At 54.1% G+C, this 18195-nt stretch carries 11 protein-coding genes; 7 read left to right on the top strand and 4 right to left on the bottom strand.

What is annotated here, in order from left to right:
* Positions 1 to 73 precede the first annotated feature (73 nt).
* The 4 genes from IEX36_RS00520 to IEX36_RS00505 all read left to right on the top strand — a co-directional run bounded on the left by IEX36_RS00520 (position 74) and on the right by IEX36_RS00505 (position 8378).
* Positions 74 to 3574 (top strand): TonB-dependent receptor, encoded by a 3501-nt coding sequence (locus IEX36_RS00520; RefSeq protein ID WP_188757438.1) that lies wholly within the window; start codon positions 74 to 76, stop codon positions 3572 to 3574.
* A gap of 63 nt (positions 3575 to 3637) precedes the next feature.
* A complete protein-coding gene (locus tag IEX36_RS00515) occupies positions 3638 to 4678 on the top strand; it encodes a tetratricopeptide repeat protein (protein ID WP_308422262.1) in 1041 nt (346 codons plus the stop codon).
* Positions 4679 to 4970: 292 nt separating this feature from the next.
* Positions 4971 to 6572, top strand: a complete 1602-nt coding sequence (locus IEX36_RS00510) for a phospholipase C (protein ID WP_188757436.1) — start codon at positions 4971 to 4973, stop codon at positions 6570 to 6572.
* 102 nt (positions 6573 to 6674) lie between these two features.
* On the top strand, positions 6675 to 8378 hold the full coding sequence (locus IEX36_RS00505) for a multicopper oxidase family protein (RefSeq protein ID WP_229668578.1): 1704 nt from the start codon (positions 6675 to 6677) through the stop codon (positions 8376 to 8378).
* Here the strand turns inward: IEX36_RS00505 and ligD are convergent.
* On the bottom strand, positions 8331 to 10985 hold the full coding sequence (gene ligD / locus IEX36_RS00500) for a DNA ligase D (RefSeq protein ID WP_188757435.1): 2655 nt from the start codon (positions 10983 to 10985) through the stop codon (positions 8331 to 8333). The two genes, IEX36_RS00505 and ligD, sit on opposite strands and share 48 nt — an antisense overlap.
* Before the next feature lie 18 nt (positions 10986 to 11003).
* Entirely contained in the window at positions 11004 to 11927 is a 924-nt protein-coding gene (gene ku / locus IEX36_RS00495; protein ID WP_188757434.1) for a non-homologous end joining protein Ku, read from the bottom strand.
* Between the two features lie 575 nt (positions 11928 to 12502).
* Between ku and IEX36_RS00490 the strand changes: the two genes are divergently transcribed.
* Positions 12503 to 13405: a dimethylarginine dimethylaminohydrolase family protein gene (locus IEX36_RS00490; protein WP_188757433.1), complete on the top strand. Its 903-nt coding sequence runs from the start codon at positions 12503 to 12505 to the stop codon at positions 13403 to 13405.
* A 25-nt stretch (positions 13406 to 13430) separates the two neighbouring features.
* On the opposite strand, the gene IEX36_RS00485 is transcribed toward IEX36_RS00490, so the two are convergent.
* Positions 13431 to 14657, bottom strand: a complete 1227-nt coding sequence (locus IEX36_RS00485) for an MFS transporter (protein ID WP_188757432.1) — start codon at positions 14655 to 14657, stop codon at positions 13431 to 13433.
* Between the two features lie 171 nt (positions 14658 to 14828).
* Between IEX36_RS00485 and IEX36_RS00480 the strand changes: the two genes are divergently transcribed.
* On the top strand, positions 14829 to 15740 hold the full coding sequence (locus IEX36_RS00480) for a dihydrodipicolinate synthase family protein (RefSeq protein WP_188757431.1): 912 nt from the start codon (positions 14829 to 14831) through the stop codon (positions 15738 to 15740).
* Here IEX36_RS00480 and IEX36_RS00475 read toward each other — a convergent pair.
* Positions 15706 to 16968 (bottom strand): MFS transporter, encoded by a 1263-nt coding sequence (locus IEX36_RS00475; RefSeq protein WP_188757430.1) that lies wholly within the window; start codon positions 16966 to 16968, stop codon positions 15706 to 15708. The two genes, IEX36_RS00480 and IEX36_RS00475, sit on opposite strands and share 35 nt — an antisense overlap.
* Positions 16969 to 17182: 214 nt before the next feature.
* On the opposite strand from IEX36_RS00475, the gene IEX36_RS00470 reads away from it, so the two are divergent.
* Positions 17183 to 18187 (top strand): tagatose 1,6-diphosphate aldolase, encoded by a 1005-nt coding sequence (locus tag IEX36_RS00470; protein WP_188757429.1) that lies wholly within the window; start codon positions 17183 to 17185, stop codon positions 18185 to 18187.
* Positions 18188 to 18195: the final 8 nt, after the last annotated feature.

Here is an 18195-nt window from a genome sequence, read left to right as displayed (position 1 = left end):
TGTTTTAGTTCTAATGATATCGGTTACATATGTTTCGGCTCAGCAGGGATCTTCCGGAGCACTGAACGGCACTGTGGCTGACACAACTGGTGCGGTGGTTCCGGGAGCCCAGGTCGTCGCTACCGACGTGGCCACCGGCGTGAAGTCCAACACCGTGACCACAGGAGCAGGTGTTTACACCTTCCCCTCGCTACCGCCCGGAACTTATAACGTCACGGCTACAGCAAAGGGCTTTACCCCTGCGACAATCACCGGCGTCCCGCTCCATGTGGCACAGTTGCTCACTGTCAACTTGAAGCTCCCAGTCGGCGGAGGAACCGAAACGGTGACTGTTTCAAGCGATGCGCAACTATTGGAGACCAGCACGGCGCAGATCAGCCACTATATCAGTGCAAAAGAGATGACAACCTGGCCGATCCTGGTTGACCACGATGGCGAGCGCCAGTTGCAGGCATTTATCTTTAATAGCCTTCCAGGTACAACCGGCAATACCTTCACCGGTTCGATTGAGGGCGGGCAGTACTTCTCGAACGAGATCTACCTGGATGGAGTTTCGATGGGAACGTTTGATACGGCAGAGACGCCTACAAGTGTCGATGCCGTAACTGATTTCAACATGCAGATTGGCGCCATGGGCGCGCAGTACAACGGCGGCGGAACTGCCGTGTCGAACTATGGCATCAAGTCCGGGACCAACCACCTGCACGGCTCGATCTACGAGTTCTTCCAGAACGAAGCACTGGACGCAAACACCTTTGCAGCCAAACAGACCGGTACGCCGCGCGCTAAACAACGTCTAAATAACTTTGGAGGAACAGTCGGCGGGCCAATTTTTATTCCAAAGATTTATGACGGCAGAAACAAGTCGTTCTTCTTCGTCTCGGACGAGAAAACCAAGATTACCAATTACACGATCTCATCAACACCAACGACGATGCCAACCCAAGCGATGCTTGGAGGCGACTTCTCCGGATTTCTCAACCCGGCATTGACGCTGAACAGCCAATCCGGCCAGCAGGCAACGGTCGATGCCCTGGGACGGCCAGTCATCTATGGTCAGATCTATGATCCCACCTCGACGCGTCTGCTAACAGCTGGACAGGTGGATCCTGTGACCGGACAGGTGGCACTGAGCACTGGTCTGGTACGTGACCCGTTCCCTGGAAACAAGATACCCACCAACCGCTTCGATCCGGTTGCTGCTAACTATCTCAAGTTGAAATTTCCCACGAATTACCTTAACAGCAACGTGGTCGGCAATATTCCAGCGTTTGCTGCCGGTCAGCCGACATTCTCTCAGAACATCCTCACCATTAAGCTCGACCAGACGCTAACGCAAGCGCAACGAGTCGAATTCATGTATAGCACGGTCGGCAGAAACAGGAGCAACTCCGGCAGCGGTACATGGGCCATCCCCGGAACCAGTCCGCTGGACACGTGGCACTTCCAGGACAACCCAGGCAAAGTCATACGCGCGAACGACTATTGGGAGATCACCTCCCACATCATGAACCACTTTGGCATCGGGTATAACCGCTTCACCAATATCTACACCACCCCTTTTTCGAGCCAGAACTGGGGAACGACGCTCGGCCTTAAGAACATCGCTCCAGTTGCGTTCCCGACAATCACGTTTGGCGGCGGCCAGAAGGCACTTGGCGATAACAATGACACGTTTGGTGACGGCTCCAACGGTAGCGGAAACATTACGTCGAGCATTATTGGCATCGATCAGGTCTTCATCAGCCATGGCGCGCATCAGTTACAGGCTGGAGTTGAGTATCGTCTGTATCGCGAAAACGACCTTAACATCTCTACACCCGCTAGCTTTGCATTCTCCAATGTCGAGACCGACGATGGACAGAGCACATCGAAGTACGCCGGCAACGCAGTTGCCAGCTTCATGCTGGGTCAAGTGGACAGCACGGGCAGCACCGTCAATCATGGAAACTATGAGTTCAACAGGCATGAGATCGGGACTTATATCCAGGACGACTGGAAGGTCTCGCCTAAACTGTCTCTGAATCTCGGCCTTCGCTGGGAGATCATGGGAGGCATCACAGAAGCTCATGGTCAGATGACGACTATGAACCCCTTGCTGCCGAACTCTGCCGCGGGAAATCTTCCCGGTGCGCTTCAGTTCGCCAGCCAGCTTAACAAGAAAGGATTTGAGCGGACCGATTGGGGCTTGATTCTGCCTCGCTTCGGCATCACCTATGCTGCGACTCCACAGCTTGTCCTTCGGGCAGGATTCGGCGTCAACACGCAATCTCCTGAAGCAGGACCGGCGTTCCAATTCAACGGCCCTCCGTCCTCACTCGGATATACAGGCAGAATCGTAGTCAACCATACAACTAACCCCACGCCATATCGCGACATGGCAATTGCCACCCTCAGTAATCCGTATCCTTCGTTCTCGGGAGCGCTGCCCAATTACGACCCCACGCAAGCAAATACACAATCGCCTCCAGCCTATATCCGCCCAGATGGATCGAGGGTTACTTATGTGGAGAACTACAACCTCGGGCTCCAGTACGCCGTTGGCAACAAGACCATCGCCGAACTTAACTATGTCGGAAACAGAGGCAGGCGCATCTACGCGTATGGACTCGACCAATTGAACCAGCTGCCAGTCGCTAATCTTGCCAAGTATGGTGATGCGCTGCTGGATCCACTCTCACAGCATCCTGAGGTTCCCATGCCGTATGTGGGCTTCGACCCAAGCAACACTGTTCAGCAGGCTCTGGCGCCATTCCCACAGTATCAGGGTGGTGGCATAACCCAGTACGACTACAACATTGGCTGGTCGCGCTATGACTCGCTGCAAGCCACGATTACTCGCAAGGTCTCGAAGGGCTTCAATGTTCTAGTCGCTTACACATGGTCGAAGACTTTGACTGACACCAATAGCAACTGCAACAGCGGTCAGTGCTCACTGGTGCAGGATGTACACAATTTGAAAGCAGAGAAAGCAATCGCTGAGGGCATAGATGTTCCGCAGCAGTTAAAGTTCACTGCCTTCTATGATCTTCCTTTTGGCAAAGGGCGGCAGTTTAATCTGCATGGGCCGCTGAACTGGATCGCCGGTGGATGGACACTCAGCGGGAACGCAATCTACCAATCAGGGAGCACTCTCGCAATAGTTGATAGCTTCCCGAGCAACGGTATCTTCGCCACCACCAGGCCGAACTTCACAGGTGCAAAGGTGGAATTGAACCACTCGGGGCCGATCAATATTTCCCAACCTTCAGGTCCTGCCTATTTGAATTCTGCTGCATTTGCACATGTTCCCACATCAGCAAACAACGTCGTGGCGCTCACCACCGGCAATGTGCCTTCGGTGCTCAACAACGTGGTTGGGCCAGGCCAGGCATCGGAGAATGCCAGCCTGCAGAAGAGCTTCGACTTCGGCGAGGAGCGAAGCTTCCAACTCCGTGCCGACGGCATCAACCTGTTCAACCGCGCAGGCCGCGCAAACCCGGTGACGGACATCAACGACCCGAACTTCGGGTTGGTTCTTGGCTCCGCATATGCACCTCGCATCGTGCAGCTGAACGCGCGCTTCAGCTTCTAGCCCCGGTATACTCAAGGCGGCCCGTATCTCTTCGGGCCGCCTGTTTCCTTTAACCCATGCGCTATGCGCCCGTCACGCGCAGAAAGATCTCAGAGCATCCCGTTCATGCAGACGCACTCTAGCCCGCTATGGATGAGAACGTTGATCGGCGCTCTGCTCGTCACAGCGATACCTTCTTTCTCCCAATCGCTGCCTCAGGCACCTTTACCAGGGCAACAAATTGCAGCTCCATCTTCCTCTGATCCGGCAACGTACCTCTGCACAACCCAGCTCCAGCGAGCCCAAAACGCCATCCACAAACAGGACTTCCCTGCCGGAATCGACGCAGCAAAAACTGGACTCGCCGCTTGCCCGGAACAGCGGGACCTCCTGCTGGCGCTTGCAGACGGACAGATGTTGTCTCACCAGTTCGATGCTGCGAGTGAAACTCTTCATACGCTACTTACAAAGACACCCGATGATGTTTCCGCGCTGCTGCTGCTAGGCCAGACGCAGTATCTGAATGCACACGATACGGATGCAGCACTCTCATTTCAGCGAGCCATCGCTGCAGCACCGAATAACCCCGAGCCTCACTACTGGCTGGGACGGCTTGACTATCAGGACGGCAACGTTCCGAAGGCGATGGCAGAGTTCCAGAAGGCTATCCAACTGGACGCAACCTTCTATCGCGCCTACGACAATCTCGGTCTGTGCTACGAGGCCTTGGGTGAGAACGGTCATGCGATGGAGAATTACGTCCACGCGCTCAAGTTGGTTTACAAAAACCATCCAGATTATGACGATGTATATCTCAACATGTCCGGCCTGATGCTGAAGCTCGGCAACAGCCAGAAGGCTTTCGACTTGGCAGCAGAAGCCTCATCGCGAAACCCAGGAAATCCCAGAAGCTTCTTCCTTGCTGGAAAAGCGCTGGAGCAAGCCGGCCAGTCCGATGCAAGCCTGAAATGGCTCAAACATGCGGTCGAGATGGACCCTACTTATCCAGACCCACATTACTTATTAGCGCGCGTCTACAGAAGACAGGGCAAATCTCAAGAATCCAAAGAAGAGGCCGCAAAGTTCAAACAGCTCTCCGACAAAGCACCGAAAATCATGCGGTGATCGCGGCCAGTGGATTTCATTGCCATTATCCCGGCGGGTTGTTGCGTTTTGCACCCGATGAGCCTGTTTGGAAGGATTGATCGAATTCGACCTATATCGTCACTCTTCGTACGAAGCAGCGCGCGACCGAGACCTTCCCTTTCCACGTAACAGCAACTGGTTTTTCCTTTCCTTGCGGTTACTCAAGAGAAATTTGTTCGGTCGTACATGGTTTCGTCACAAGTTGTTCATAGTAGATGACTACACCTTTGTTGACGGCCCGGATGGGCCTTCTCAAACAAAAGGAGACGTCATGCAGAAACTGGTTGCACGTTCTTTGGCAACACTGCTGATTGCCGGGCAGGTTGCGGCTCCGGCCATTGTTAGTGCGCAAGCTGAGTCCAAAACCACCGCTACGCCGATTAAACATCTAGTTGTGATCTTTCAGGAGAACGTTTCGTTTGACCACTACTTTGGCACTTATCCAGTTGCGCTGAATCCTCCAGGCGAGCCGCGCTTCAGAGCTGCGGAAGACACACCATCCGTAAATGGTTTTACGGATGCTCTGCTTTATAACAATCCGAATTTTCTGAATAAGACATTGAATGGCAATGCAGCAGTTAATCCGTTCCGTCTAGATCGGTCTGAGGCAGCAACCGCAGACCAGGACCACGATTATGGCCCGGAGCAGCAGGCATTTCATGGTGGGTTGATGGATGGGTTCCCGAAGTACACCGGAACACCCGGGCCGCCGCCGAACGGCCAGACGACCAACGGGCTCGTGATGGGCTACTACGATGGCAATACCGTCACGGCTTTGTGGAACTATGCGCAGCGCTTCGCGATGAATGACAACTCGTACGGCACTACGTTCGGCCCTTCGACACCGGGCGCTATCAACCTCGTCTCAGGTCAGACAAATGGGGTGGACGATGCAGTGAGCGTGGGCGATGCAGTGGTTTCGGATGGTAACGGCGGCCAGACTTTGGTAAGTGATGCGGATCCTATAGGGGATGTCTGCTCCAGCCCCAGCGCCGTGCATTTTAGTGGGCAAAACATCGGCGATCTCCTAAACAGTCGCGGCGTGACCTGGGGCTTCTTTGAAGGTGGGTTCGACCTCGCGACAGTCAACTCGAATGGTTCGACAGGTTGCAACCGAAGCACGACTTCTGCAATCACGATGACCAAGAAAGCAGACTACATTCCCCATCACCAACCGTTCCAGTACTACACGTCGACGGCAAACCCGAAGCACACGCGGCCTTCGTCAGTGAAGTCGATCGGCTATGACGGCGATGCGGGAAACCACGAGTATGATTTGAACGACTTCTACGCCGCAGTTTCAGCCGGCAACTTCCCTTCTGTCAGCTTCCTGAAGGCTTCGGGATATCAGGATGGCCATGCTGGCTACTCCGATCCGCTGGACGAGCAGGCCTTCATCGTACACGTGATCAACTTCCTTCAGCAGCAAAAGGAGTGGAAGAACACTGCCGTCGTGATCGCCTATGACGACTCCGACGGTTGGTACGATCATCAGATGGCTCCCATTGTGAATCAGTCCTCGACCGCGCAGGATGCCTTGCTGGGTCCAGGTTCCTGTGGCGACGGCACAACAGCGCTGCCGGGTGTCAACGCAGCCCACGCCCAAGGGCGCTGCGGCTACGGGCCCCGTCTCCCGTTGATGGTTATCTCACCATACGCTAAGCGGAACTTCGTGGACCACACGTTGACTGATCAGTCGTCTATCCTGCGGTTCATTGAAGACAACTGGCTGGGTAGTGAGCGCATTGCCGGCTCATTTGATAGCCGGGCCGGCGTTTTGAACAATATGTTCGATTTCAAGAACGCCCGCATCGAGCCCATCGTACTCAATGAGTCTACGGGCGAAGTGATCCAAGGCGGCTGGGATCGCTAAGACTGTCGTTCTGATACAAACGCTGTAACAAACGCAGGGTGCTGGAGCTTTGCTCCGGCGCCCTCGTTGCTTGTCCGGCACAAGAAGAATGAAGGAGCGGGATTGATTTCACGAAGACGATTTTTACGGCGTGCAGGAGTTTTAACGGCAGGATTGTCACTAGAGAAAGCTGCCGCCGCGGCTGGGATGGTGCAGTCTTCGACTGCGCTCGACCCGAATAAGCTGACGCCGTATGTAGACGCGTTGCCTATCCCCCCAATAGTGAAAAACAGCGAGATGAGGCCAGACCCTGACGACGCGCATAAGATGCTGTCGCTTTACCGCGTAACTATCGAGGAGATTCAGCAGAAGGTGCATCGCGATCTGCCTCCAACACGCATGTGGGGATTTGATGGCAGTTCACCTGGACCGACATTCGAGACACGAAGCGGACAAGGACTGATCGTGGAATGGGTCAACAAGCTGCCACTGAAGCATTTCTTACCCGTCGACCACACCTTGCATGGAGCCGAACCGGACAAACCTGAAGTGCGATGCGTCATCCATCTGCACGGCGGACGCACGCCGCCGGGCAGTGACGGTTATCCCGAAGATTGGGTAGTTCCAGGAAAGTCGCTGACTTACCACTATCCTAACCGTCAGGATGCCGCGATGCTTTTTTACCACGACCACACGATGGGAATTAATCGACTGAATGTCTACGCTGGATTGCAGGGGATGTTCCTTGTGCGCGATGAGATGGAAGACAAGCTGAACCTGCCGAAGGGCAAGTATGAGGTACCACTCTTGCTCTGCGACCGGTTTCTCCGCTCGGACGGACAGCTCGAGTATCCGGTGTCAGGCAATCCTCGATCACCCTGGGTGCCGGAAGTCTACAGCAATGTCATGCTGGCCAATGGAAAACTCTCACCCTATCTGGATGTGGAACCTCGCAAGTATCGATTCCGCGTAATGAATGGATCGAACGCACGCTTCTTCCGTCTCTCGTTTGGGAACCTGCTCGAGATGGACGTGATAGGCAGCGATCAAGGACTGCTTGCTTCTCCGGTGAAGGCCAACCGCGTTCTGCTTGCTCCTGCGGAGCGCACAGACATCGTGTTCGACTTCAGAGCATATGCGGGCGAGAAGATTCTGCTTCGAAGTGATAGCTTCGACATTATGCAGTTTCGTGTCGCATCCAAGAGTGTGGCTGACAACAGCACCGTACCTGCTCCGTTGCGATCAATCGAACGGATTCCGCAGAGCCACGCCATACGCACTCGCCGACTGACACTTGATGAAAGCATGAATAAGGTACAGCAATCCATGGGGATGCTGCTCAACAACACTCCATGGCATATGCCGGTGACAGAAAAACCGCGTCTTAACACAGCCGAGATATGGGAGCTGGTAAATCTTACCGAAGATACGCATCCAATCCACTTGCATCTGGTGAAGTTCCAGTTGCTCGGCCGGCGTAGCTTCAACGTATTTCATTTTCAAGATAAGGGAGAACTCATCTATACCGGGACTGCGATAGCTCCCACCCCAGAAGAAGCGGGATGGAAAGATACCGTGCGCTGCGAGACTGGTCAGGTGACACGTATCATTGTTCCATTCGAGGGTTATCCCGGCAGATACGTGTGGCATTGCCACATTCTGGAACATGAAGACAATGAGATGATGCGCCCGTACGAAGTGTTACCTGGTGATAAAGAAGGCGCAATATTGGCCGTTTCTCATTGGCCACTACAGACTGAGCTGCAGCGTTCGTTGATGTTAGTTGACAATCAGCCTGCTAGGAATTTGTTGGTTGATCTTGTCTAGTTGCTTCCAAGGGTCATCTACTAATCGGCTTTGCCATTGAATGAATTCTGTAACCCGAAATATTGGCATTGCTCCAAACTCCAGCTCTTTCCAATGCAATGGCATTGAAACCGGGACGCCTGGGCGGGCTCGCGGCGAATATGTGGCTACAGCAGTGGCCTCTCGCTCATTGCGCAGGTAGTCGATGTATATCTTTCCTTTACGTGCTGCCTTGGTCATCTTCGTTAGATAAAGCTTCGGATTTGCCTTTTCCATATCCAGCGCAAAGCGGCGAGTGAAGTCTTTGACTGCGGGCCACTCGAACTTCGGGAGAATTGGCACGACGATATGCAGGCCCTTACCACCGGATGTTTTCAAGAAGCTTTCCAGTCCTATCTTCTTGAGCCGCATACGGACATCAATTGCGGCACTGGCAAGGATTGGCCACGCCAATGTCTCGTCTGGATCGAGGTCGAAGATCATCCGATTGGGCCGCTCCAGGTCGTCATTTTGTGAATTCCATGGATGCACTTCCACCACTCCCAACTGAGCCAATCCCGCCAGCCCCTCTGCCGAAGCCACGGTCATGTAGGCTTCAGGAGCGCCTGTCTTGTGCGAGATCTCCACAGTATTCACCCCACGTGGAAGCGAGCCGATGACATGCTTCTGAAAGAAGCATGGGCGTGCCGATCCGTCGGGGCAACGCAACAAACTTAACGGACGGCCAGCAATATAAGGCAGCATCCTCTCTGCTATCGTCCAGTAATAATCTGCCAACACTTGCTTCGTCATTCCGGATGAAGTGTCGAGCACTTTGGCCGGATGCGTCAGGCGGACCGGCGCGTGCTTCAAGCCGGGTCCGGCTGCCGCTGCCGGAGTTTGTGGAGGTGCAGGTTCTTCCTCACGCATGACATCCTTCGCCGCCTTGTCCTCGCGTAGCCCAAGAAACACCGCTTGTCGCACGAGATTGTCGGCTGTCCATGCGGTAAAGCGAACCTGTGCGACTAATTCAGGCTTCACCCAGATTGCTCCGCGCCGGGCTTCAGCGTCCACACTTGCAAATGAAGTGGAACTTCGCTTCAGCGCTTCGAGCTTCTCGCGTAGAAGCTTGCGCATCTTCTCGTTGAAGCCAGTCCCGGTGCGTCCCGCATAGCTCAACTTGCCGCCACTGTAATAGCCAAGCAACAGCGCACCCACGCCAGGAGTTCCATTCGACAGCAATACGTAGCCACCAATAACGAATTCCTGTTCGAGAAGACACTTCACCTTCAACCACTCCCCGTTCTGTCCCGGCAAATAGTGCGCGTTGGCTCTCTTCGAAACGATCCCTTCCGCATGCAGTTCGCATGCCTTGTGAAACACTTTGAGCCCATCGGCTTCAACATGGCCACTTACCTGCAGCAGATCGCTGTCGGCCGTTTCCATCAGATCTGATAGCAGCTCCTTTCGTTCAGTCAATGGCGTGTCTCGGACATTGCGTCCATCGACATGTAGAACATCAAAGCAAAAATATGTTTGCTGATGCTTTGATCCTGGCTGGAACGAGGCCTGTAGATCACCAAAACTGGTGCTCCCATCGGGAGCTAACACAACGACCTCGCCGTCGAGCGTAATCTTCCCAACACCCAGCGCTGCCACTTCATTTGCAATCGCGCTGAAACGGTCTGTCCAGTCCAGTCCGGTCCGTGTAAACATCTGCACTCGACTGCCATCTTTGCGGGCTTGAATCCTGTAGCCATCGAGTTTCAGTTCATGCAGCCAGCCGCTTCCAGATGGAGGTTTTGCTGCCGGTGCGGCTAACTGTGGCTTCACGAATCTGGGCTGCTTCTCCGCTGGCATCTTCTTAAGTCTTGCTGTCCAGCTCTTCAGAGCATTTGTGCCTGATGGCTCATCGCTGGCATTCTTCCGAAACCACGCTTTTTCTTGGCCTGTGTCGCGCGAGTTCCAAACATGGTCTTCGCTTCGCGCAATCTGTTCAATGGAACGGCCTGTTACAACACTGTCTGGCTCGGTTTCAGTTATTGGCGAATCATCTTTACCGCGCTCAAATGCATCATGCTCTTTGATCAGCAGCCAGTTCGGTTTCTTTTCCTGAGCCGCCTTACCTTTCATGCGGATCAGCGCCCATTTGCCTTGTAACTTTGTTCCATGCAGAACAAACTTCAGGCTGCCATCCCGCAGCCCGGCGTCAACATCAGTATGTCCAGGCTGCGGCTCCCAGGTTCCCTGGTCCCAGATCATGACCGTGCCGCCACCATACTGACCGGCTGGAATGATTCCTTCAAACCCTCCGTACTCCATGGGATGATCTTCTACCTGGACGGCCAGCCGCTTATCTCCGGGGAAATAGCTGGGACCTTTGGCACACGCCCAGCTTTTGAGCACTCCGTTCCAACCAAGGCGAAAGTCGTAGTGAAGATGCGAAGCAGCGTGCTTTTGAACACAGAACGGAAGCCCTTGCCCAGATGACTTCGAAGGTGCTCTACCTTTTGGCTCGGCTGTGATCTGAAAATCGCGCATCGCGCGGTAGCGCGCCAACTGCTCGTCTACTGCATCGGCCGCAACAGCATGCGACGAAGCCCTCTTCGGAGCAGAAGTCTTCCCTGCAGATCGCCCGGTCACAGCCATCTTCAACTCCCAAAGAGTTTATGCGGACTTTCTCTTGCCAGTCCCCTTGGCGGGCTTCACAAGTGAGAGGCTCTTCCTCGCTTCCCCTTTCACGCTGGCCACCGGCTTCTTCTTTCCTGCCACTGCTTCATCGCTGGACAGGCTCTTTCGTAGCGCGTCCATCAGATTGACCACGTTGGCGCGCCGCGGCGAAGCGACTTCCTCCTGCGGGACTGGAGCATGCTTGATCTTTGCCTCCACCAGCTCGCGCACTGCCGCTTCGTAGCCATCCGTAAACTTGCCGGGATCGAACTTGGCCGCTTTCTTCTTGATGAGGTCCATAGCCAATGCGAGCGAGTCAGCGTTGACAGCTACTTTCTTAATGTCCTTGAAGTATTCGGCCGGGCTGCGTAGCTCCTCCTGATAGCGCATCGTGTACGCCATCATCCCTCCCAGTTTGTCGTCATCATCGGCGGTGATGGCAATCACGTGCTCTCTTCCGCCAAATGCAATCTTCCCTATCGCAGCCTTTTTTGCCTTTTGAAGGGCTTTGCGTACGACGGCGAATGCTTCAGCCTGAACGTCATCTTCCGGGACGACGAAGTAGGGCTTTTCCATATACTCGGGAGACAACTCATCCAGGCCGACAAACTGTGTCACTGAAATCGCATGCTTGGACGGGACACGCAGCGCCGCCAATTCGCTTGGTTCGACGATAACGTATTGGCCTTTGCTGTATTCGTACCCTTTGACGATCTCGTCCTTTTCGACTGGAGCGGCTGCCTCGTCTGGAGCGTCTTCAAGTGCGCTGGCAAGCACTTTTTGGTGACGCACACGCTCGCCTGTCGAACGGCTTATCTGATGAAAACGGATTTCACTCTTTGCCTCGGTGGCGACAAACAGCTTTACGCCAAAGGAGACAAGCGATATCTGGATCTGCCCAGACCAATAGGGACGTGCCACGGAAAACCTCGCGAGACGGACAACTCCGTACAAGCATAAGATTCTACGTCGGCGAGATGGAGATGCTCACGAAATTTCTACAACTTTTTTCCATTTACAGACTGGATATTAATTGCTCAATCAACGGGACTTGTCCGCTCGAATTGTTCTGCTAGCTACATAGATCACTGCATCATCTATTGATAACGAGGGAGGTATCATCCTGCATGTTCACGCGAAGCTGGCTCGAAGCTGCGCCGCTACTGATGCTGGCTTTCTCCTGACGCACCTGCCGTATAGTGCATTTGAAGTTGACGAAGGAGGCGTCATATGTGCGACGGTCAACTCATACTCAAGCCACTGGAGTTCATTCGCAGCTTCGGCAATTTAAAGGCCCTGTTTGAGGCCATCGGACGTGAGCAGGCGCGCTATGTGGAAACCTTTGATTCACAAAATATTTGTCGACAATGCTGATACCAAGCGAGCGCAATCCGATGCCCTGCATTTGCTGCATCAATATACACTAAACCACTCATAATCATTCATATAGACGCGATTGCATTGGCTCTGCCAGACTCGTCTAAGGAGCAGCTTAGATGAGTACGCACTCAGTCCATCCCGCCACTACGCATCCTGCAATAGCCGGCTTCGGGGCAGAAGCCAATCCGGTCCGGCCAACTTACCTGATGTGTGCGCCACAGCTCTACGATGTGAGCTATGTCATCAATCCCTGGATGGCAGGCAATGTTCACGCTTCTTCACGCACTCGCGCGATGGAGCAATGGGCTCGTCTCTACGAAGCCCTCAGCAGCATCGCCGATGTTGTGTTGATTGACCCTGAGCCGGGCTCTCCCGATATGGTCTTTACCGCGAATGCAGGGCTGGAGCGCAATGGCATTGTTGCGCTCAGCAGTTTCTTTCACCCGGAGCGCCAGGGTGAAGAGCCACACTTCCGGCGGTGGCTTACATCTGCCGGATATACCGTCGTCGATATCCCACGCTCTACTCCATTCGAGGGCGAAGGCGATGCGCTTTTCGCTAACGATGCAAGCTGCCTGTGGGCAGGGTATGGCCCTCGCACGGCTGTCTCTAGCCACCGCATTCTACGAAGCATCTGGAACCTTGAAGTCATCTCGCTACATCTGGTAGACCCGCGCTTCTATCATCTCGATACCTGTTTTGCCCCGCTCGAAGGCGGCTATGCGATGTACTATCCGAAGGCATTCGACCAAGCTTCACTTGAAAAGATCGAGAGATTCTATGCTAAAGATAAGCGGATCATAGTCAGCGAACAGAATGCTGTACGCTTTGCCTGCAATGCAATCAATGTTGGTAGAACTGTCATCATGAATGAGATCAGCGCAGAATTGGAAAGCTGTCTTAGATCGCGAGGCTTTGATGTTGTGCAGGTCCAACTCAGCGAATTTCTGAAAGCGGGCGGCGCAGCTAAATGCCTTGTCATGCGTTTGAGCAAGCTGGCCCGAACGCTCCACAACTAACTAGCATGGCCAGGCAAGATGCGGCTCAATACTTCCCTGTTTCATTGTTGTTAGCGCTCATCTTTGACTCTCTTTCAAGCCGACGGGCGGTGTACAGCATCAGTAAACCGGTCATCAGATAAACAACTGCGGTCGTGCTGATTGAAGCGCTCATGCCATAGTGAGCCGCGCCGAGCGCAATGATGACAGGAGCAAAACCTCCTCCAAGCCATCCCAACGAGTTCAGGATGCCGGCGGAGGCGCCGCGGCGCTCGATAGGAACAACGTCATAAAGACTGGCAAAGATATTGGCATCGTATAAACCTTTGAAGTAGCCGAAGCCTATCATGGCTGTAATCAGCAACACTAGCGATCTACTCCATCCAGTAAGAAAGAGAAATGGCACACCACAAAACAGGCCTAACGACTGAGCAAGCATGCGTCCGCCTCGGAATCTTCGCTGCCACGAGTCTGCAAGTGCTCCGCCGGTCAGGACTCCGAGCACCGAGGCTATTTGAATATAGACTGTGCTGTTGAGCCCTGATAGTGAGAGGCTCATGTGAAATTTCTGATGGAGGAACGTGGGCATCCATGTGAGAAATACCGCCGCGACGAAGTTTGCTCCGATGAATGCGAGAACCAGAAACATTGCCGTCCGGTTGGAGAATATCTCGCGAATGTCTTCAATAGGTCTCCATGGCTCTCTGACGGCGGTTTCCATCGAACGGATATCGGCAGCACCTCGAGCAGGCTCTTCCAGAAAAACCAGCAGTAGCAAACCGAGTACCATGCCGGCAGCGCCAAAAAAGAGAAAGCTCGACCTCCAGCCATAGTATTGGCCGAGAAATCCGGAGATTGCTCCTCCAGCGATACTACCTGCATAGACGCTGGATTGATGTACCGACATAGCGCGAGAACGTGTGGCTGGCCCATGATAATCGCTCATCATGGACATAGCGGCGGGAAAATAGAACGCTTCGCCGAGTCCACCCAAAGCCCGTATCAACGTTAGCGATGCAAACGTATGGGCTAGCGCCGTTGCCGCGGTCATAAGCGACCAAAAGACGAGAGCACCCAGGATAAGTGACCTGCGCGAAAAGTGGTCAGAGAGCCATCCAGCCATCGGCCCACATACGGCATACATCCACATGAATGAGCCGCCAATAACGCCCAGCTGGACGCTAGTGAGGTGCAGCTTTGTTCCGAGTAGCGGAAAGATAGAGAAGATTGCTTGACGATCCGCATAGTTCAAAAAACAGACGAACCAAAGCATGGCTACAACTAGCCATGAGTACGCGCGGCCTGATTTTGCAGTCAAAATGTGCGCACCGGTGAGTATGAGTATGCGAGAGCCGCGGATGACGCTGTGAACATGACAACGAAATCCTATAGCGACCAGGCAGGTGTCTGTCTATATCCTATGGAACGAGGATCAAACACACTGATGCAAAGCAAGCAGTTCTCAGGCGTCCATGCGGCACTTCTCACTCCGCGGTCACGTGATGAGGTAGTGGATGCCAATGCCTTGACGGCGCTAGTCCGCTTTTTGTTGTCCAAGGGCATTACATCCTTCGGCGTGAATGGGGCTACAGGGGAGTTCTGTCTGACGACCGTGACGGAGCTTCGAGTTGTTCTTCAAACGGTTAAAGCTGCCGGCGCGCCACGGATGCTTTGTGGGGTAGGGTCATCAAGCACCAAAGGAGCAATGGAGCTTTGCGCGGTTGCATCGGATGAAGGAGCCGATGGCCTGCTCTTACCGATGCCTTATTTTTTCCGTTATGCCCAGGAAGATCTGGATATCTATTGCCGAACCGTTGCTAGCTGTACCCGGCTTCCAGTGCTTCTATACAACCTGCCCCAGTTCAGCTCCGGTCTGGAAAAGCCGACCGTTCGCCAATTAATCGCCGAAACCGAAAATATCGTGGGAATTAAGGACTCGAGTGGATCGCTAGAGATTTTGCGCGACTTGAAGGACCACGGGATTGATGCCTGCAGAATTGTTGGCAACGACTCGGTACTCGCCAAAGCGCTCTCTGAAGGCGTTTGTGATGGTGTCGTCTCCGGTGTCGCCTGCGCTCTGCCGGAATTGATTTTAGATATATTTCAACAAACGGTCGCATCGAAGGAGTTTCATCGGAGCACACATTTGCTGGCTGAACTGATCAAGCAACTTGATCAGTTCCCCGTTCCGTGGGCACTAAAGTGGGCTGTGGAAACACGCGGAATCGCGCCAGCCACATTCGCGCAGCCCATTACGAATGAGCGTGCTAGCCAAGCGAACGAATTTTCTTCGTGGCTCAAGAATTGGCTTCCCTTCGCCATCAAGCAGGCAATGCCGAGTGTGAGGACTCGTTGAAGCGGCGCTTGCGCGCCAATATGAAGAGAATGACTGTACCGAGAAGAGGCATCATCGCTGCAAGTGCAAAGACAGGCTTGTACGAGATGCGGTCCACGAGAAAGCCCGTCAAGAGAGGAAACAGAAGGCCACTCAACCCGCTTGCTACGCCTGTCAATCCGGTAGCGCGGCCAACCGCGCTTTCCGGGAAGAGGTCTGTGATACAGCCATACATGTTCGCAGAAAGAAAATTGTGCGCAAAGATCACCAGACTAATCGCGGCGAAGGCGACCAGCGTGCCAACAAATGGCACCGCGAGACTGGCCAGGCAAAGCGCCGCACTCGAATACATCGTCACTGTTCGAACACGGTAGTTGCTTGCCCCCGATTTATGAAGTGACGCAGCAGCCCATCCGCCTGCAACTCCGCCGATGCCACCGAGAAAGTACGGTATCCACGAGAGCGCGCCTATCTGCAACATCGACATATGGCGAGCGCTGTAGAGATAGCTCGGCAGCCAGTACCAGTAAAACTGTACGACCGGGCCAACAAAGAAGCGGCAAAGCATGATCGCCCATGCGTGCGCCTGGCTCAGCAGAGTGCTCAGCGGCACCTCAGAGGAGCTCTGCTCAATTGCGGGAGCAGGTAACGTGCGATAGGTAAACCACCAGGCGATCGCCCACACAACGCCAAGCGACGCCGGAAAGAGAAATGCCGCACGGAAACCATACCGGTGAGCCAGAAATACCACTAGAGGCGGAGCGAGTACGGCCCCTACAATGCTGCCGCTATTGAAAATACCTACAGCCAGCGTGCGCTCTTTAACCGGAAAGAACTGAGAGACTACCTTCATCCCTCCCGAGTAGTTTCCGCACTCGCTTGTGCCCATCCAGAAGCGGCTAAGACCGAGCTGGGTTCCCGAACGGACAAATGCCTGCGCTCCAGTCGCCGCTGACCACCAGCAGACAGCAAGCGTGAGTCCCAATCGGCATCCCCACCTGTCCATTACCCAGCCCATTGGGAGTTCGCCGCTCATCATTCCAAATTGAAAGGCGGCGACTACATTGCCATAAGCTTCATTTGAAAGATGGAAGAACTGTCTAATAATAGGTGCGAGCACCGAGACAGTCTGGCGATCGATGAAATTAATCACCGTGATGGCCAGTAAGAAGCTAAGGATCAGCCATCTCCGCGAAGACCACGCAGGGGATGGCTGAGCTGCTGAATTTTCGCCAGGGGCATGGTTCACGGTAGAGGATTTCCCATTCACAACATCATGATGCTTGACGATGCTTCGCAAAACTATAAGTTTGCGAGAGAGAACCTGTCAATCTTTTGCAATCAATCAAAATGACCTCAGGGTTCAATCGCCCCAATTTCGAAGCAATCGATTGAAATAGATTGACAATTCACTGAGGGCCGTATATCCCTTGAACAGGGAAACAAGGAGGCATGCAACCAAGATGACGCTCACATCGGGGAAACTGGCTGGACTCAAGGCCATCTCTAATTCGCAGGGAGTAGTCGCAGCGTTGGCGCTGGACCAGCGCGGAATCGTCAGCAAGGCCATCGCTCGGGAAAAGGCAGTGGAAGACGTACCCGCATCGGTCGTTATCGAGTTCAAGGAGATCGTAACCGAGGTTTTAGCGAAACATGCCTCGGCCATACTTCTTGATCCCGAGTACGGCCTTCCAGCGGCGAAACTACGCGGCACCGCCGGGTTGATGATTGCTTATGAGCGTTCTGCCTACTACGCTGCGCCGCCCCGCCTTCCGGATCTATATGATGTCTGGTCGGTGCGCCGGTTGAAAGAGGCAGGAGCCGACTGCATTAAAATCCTGCTGCATTACGTTCCCGATGAAGCACCCGCCATCCATGAACATAAGTGTGCCTGGATAGAGCGCATCGGCGACGAATGCCGCGCAAACGACATCCCGTTCGTTCTCGAGCTGCTCGGTTACGATGTTGCCGGCGGAGACGGCAAGGATCTCCGTTACGCAAAGGGCAAGCCTCAAATCGTCATCGAGTCGATGCGCGAGTTCGGGAAGGATCGCTACGGCGTCGACCTGCTTAAAGTAGAGCTTCCTGTCCTGATGAAGTATGTGCCCGAAACAAGCGCTTGCAAAGGCGAGCACGCCTACACTCTTGCTGAAGCGCAACAGTATCTTCGCGACGCGTCTGCCGCAACGAGCAAGCCTTTCGTGTATCTCTCAGCAGGCGTCAGCAATGCGGAGTTCATCGAGACGCTCAGGTTTATAACCGACAGCCGGGCAACCTACAACGGCGTACTATGCGGACGGGCCACATGGCAGGATGGCATGGCCATCTATGCCAGGCAGGGCGCGAAGGCTCTCGAACAATGGCTCTCAACCGAAGGCGTAGAAAACATTGCTCGCGTCAATGTGGCCCTCAAGACAGCAGAGCCCTTGCATGAAAGAGTTGCGATGGCTACACCGATCGGTAGCTAGGGTATCGC

The sequence above is a fragment of the Edaphobacter acidisoli genome (assembly GCF_014642855.1).
GTDB lineage: Bacteria > Acidobacteriota > Terriglobia > Terriglobales > Acidobacteriaceae > Edaphobacter > Edaphobacter acidisoli.
This window is presented reverse-complemented; position numbering and strand designations above follow the sequence as displayed.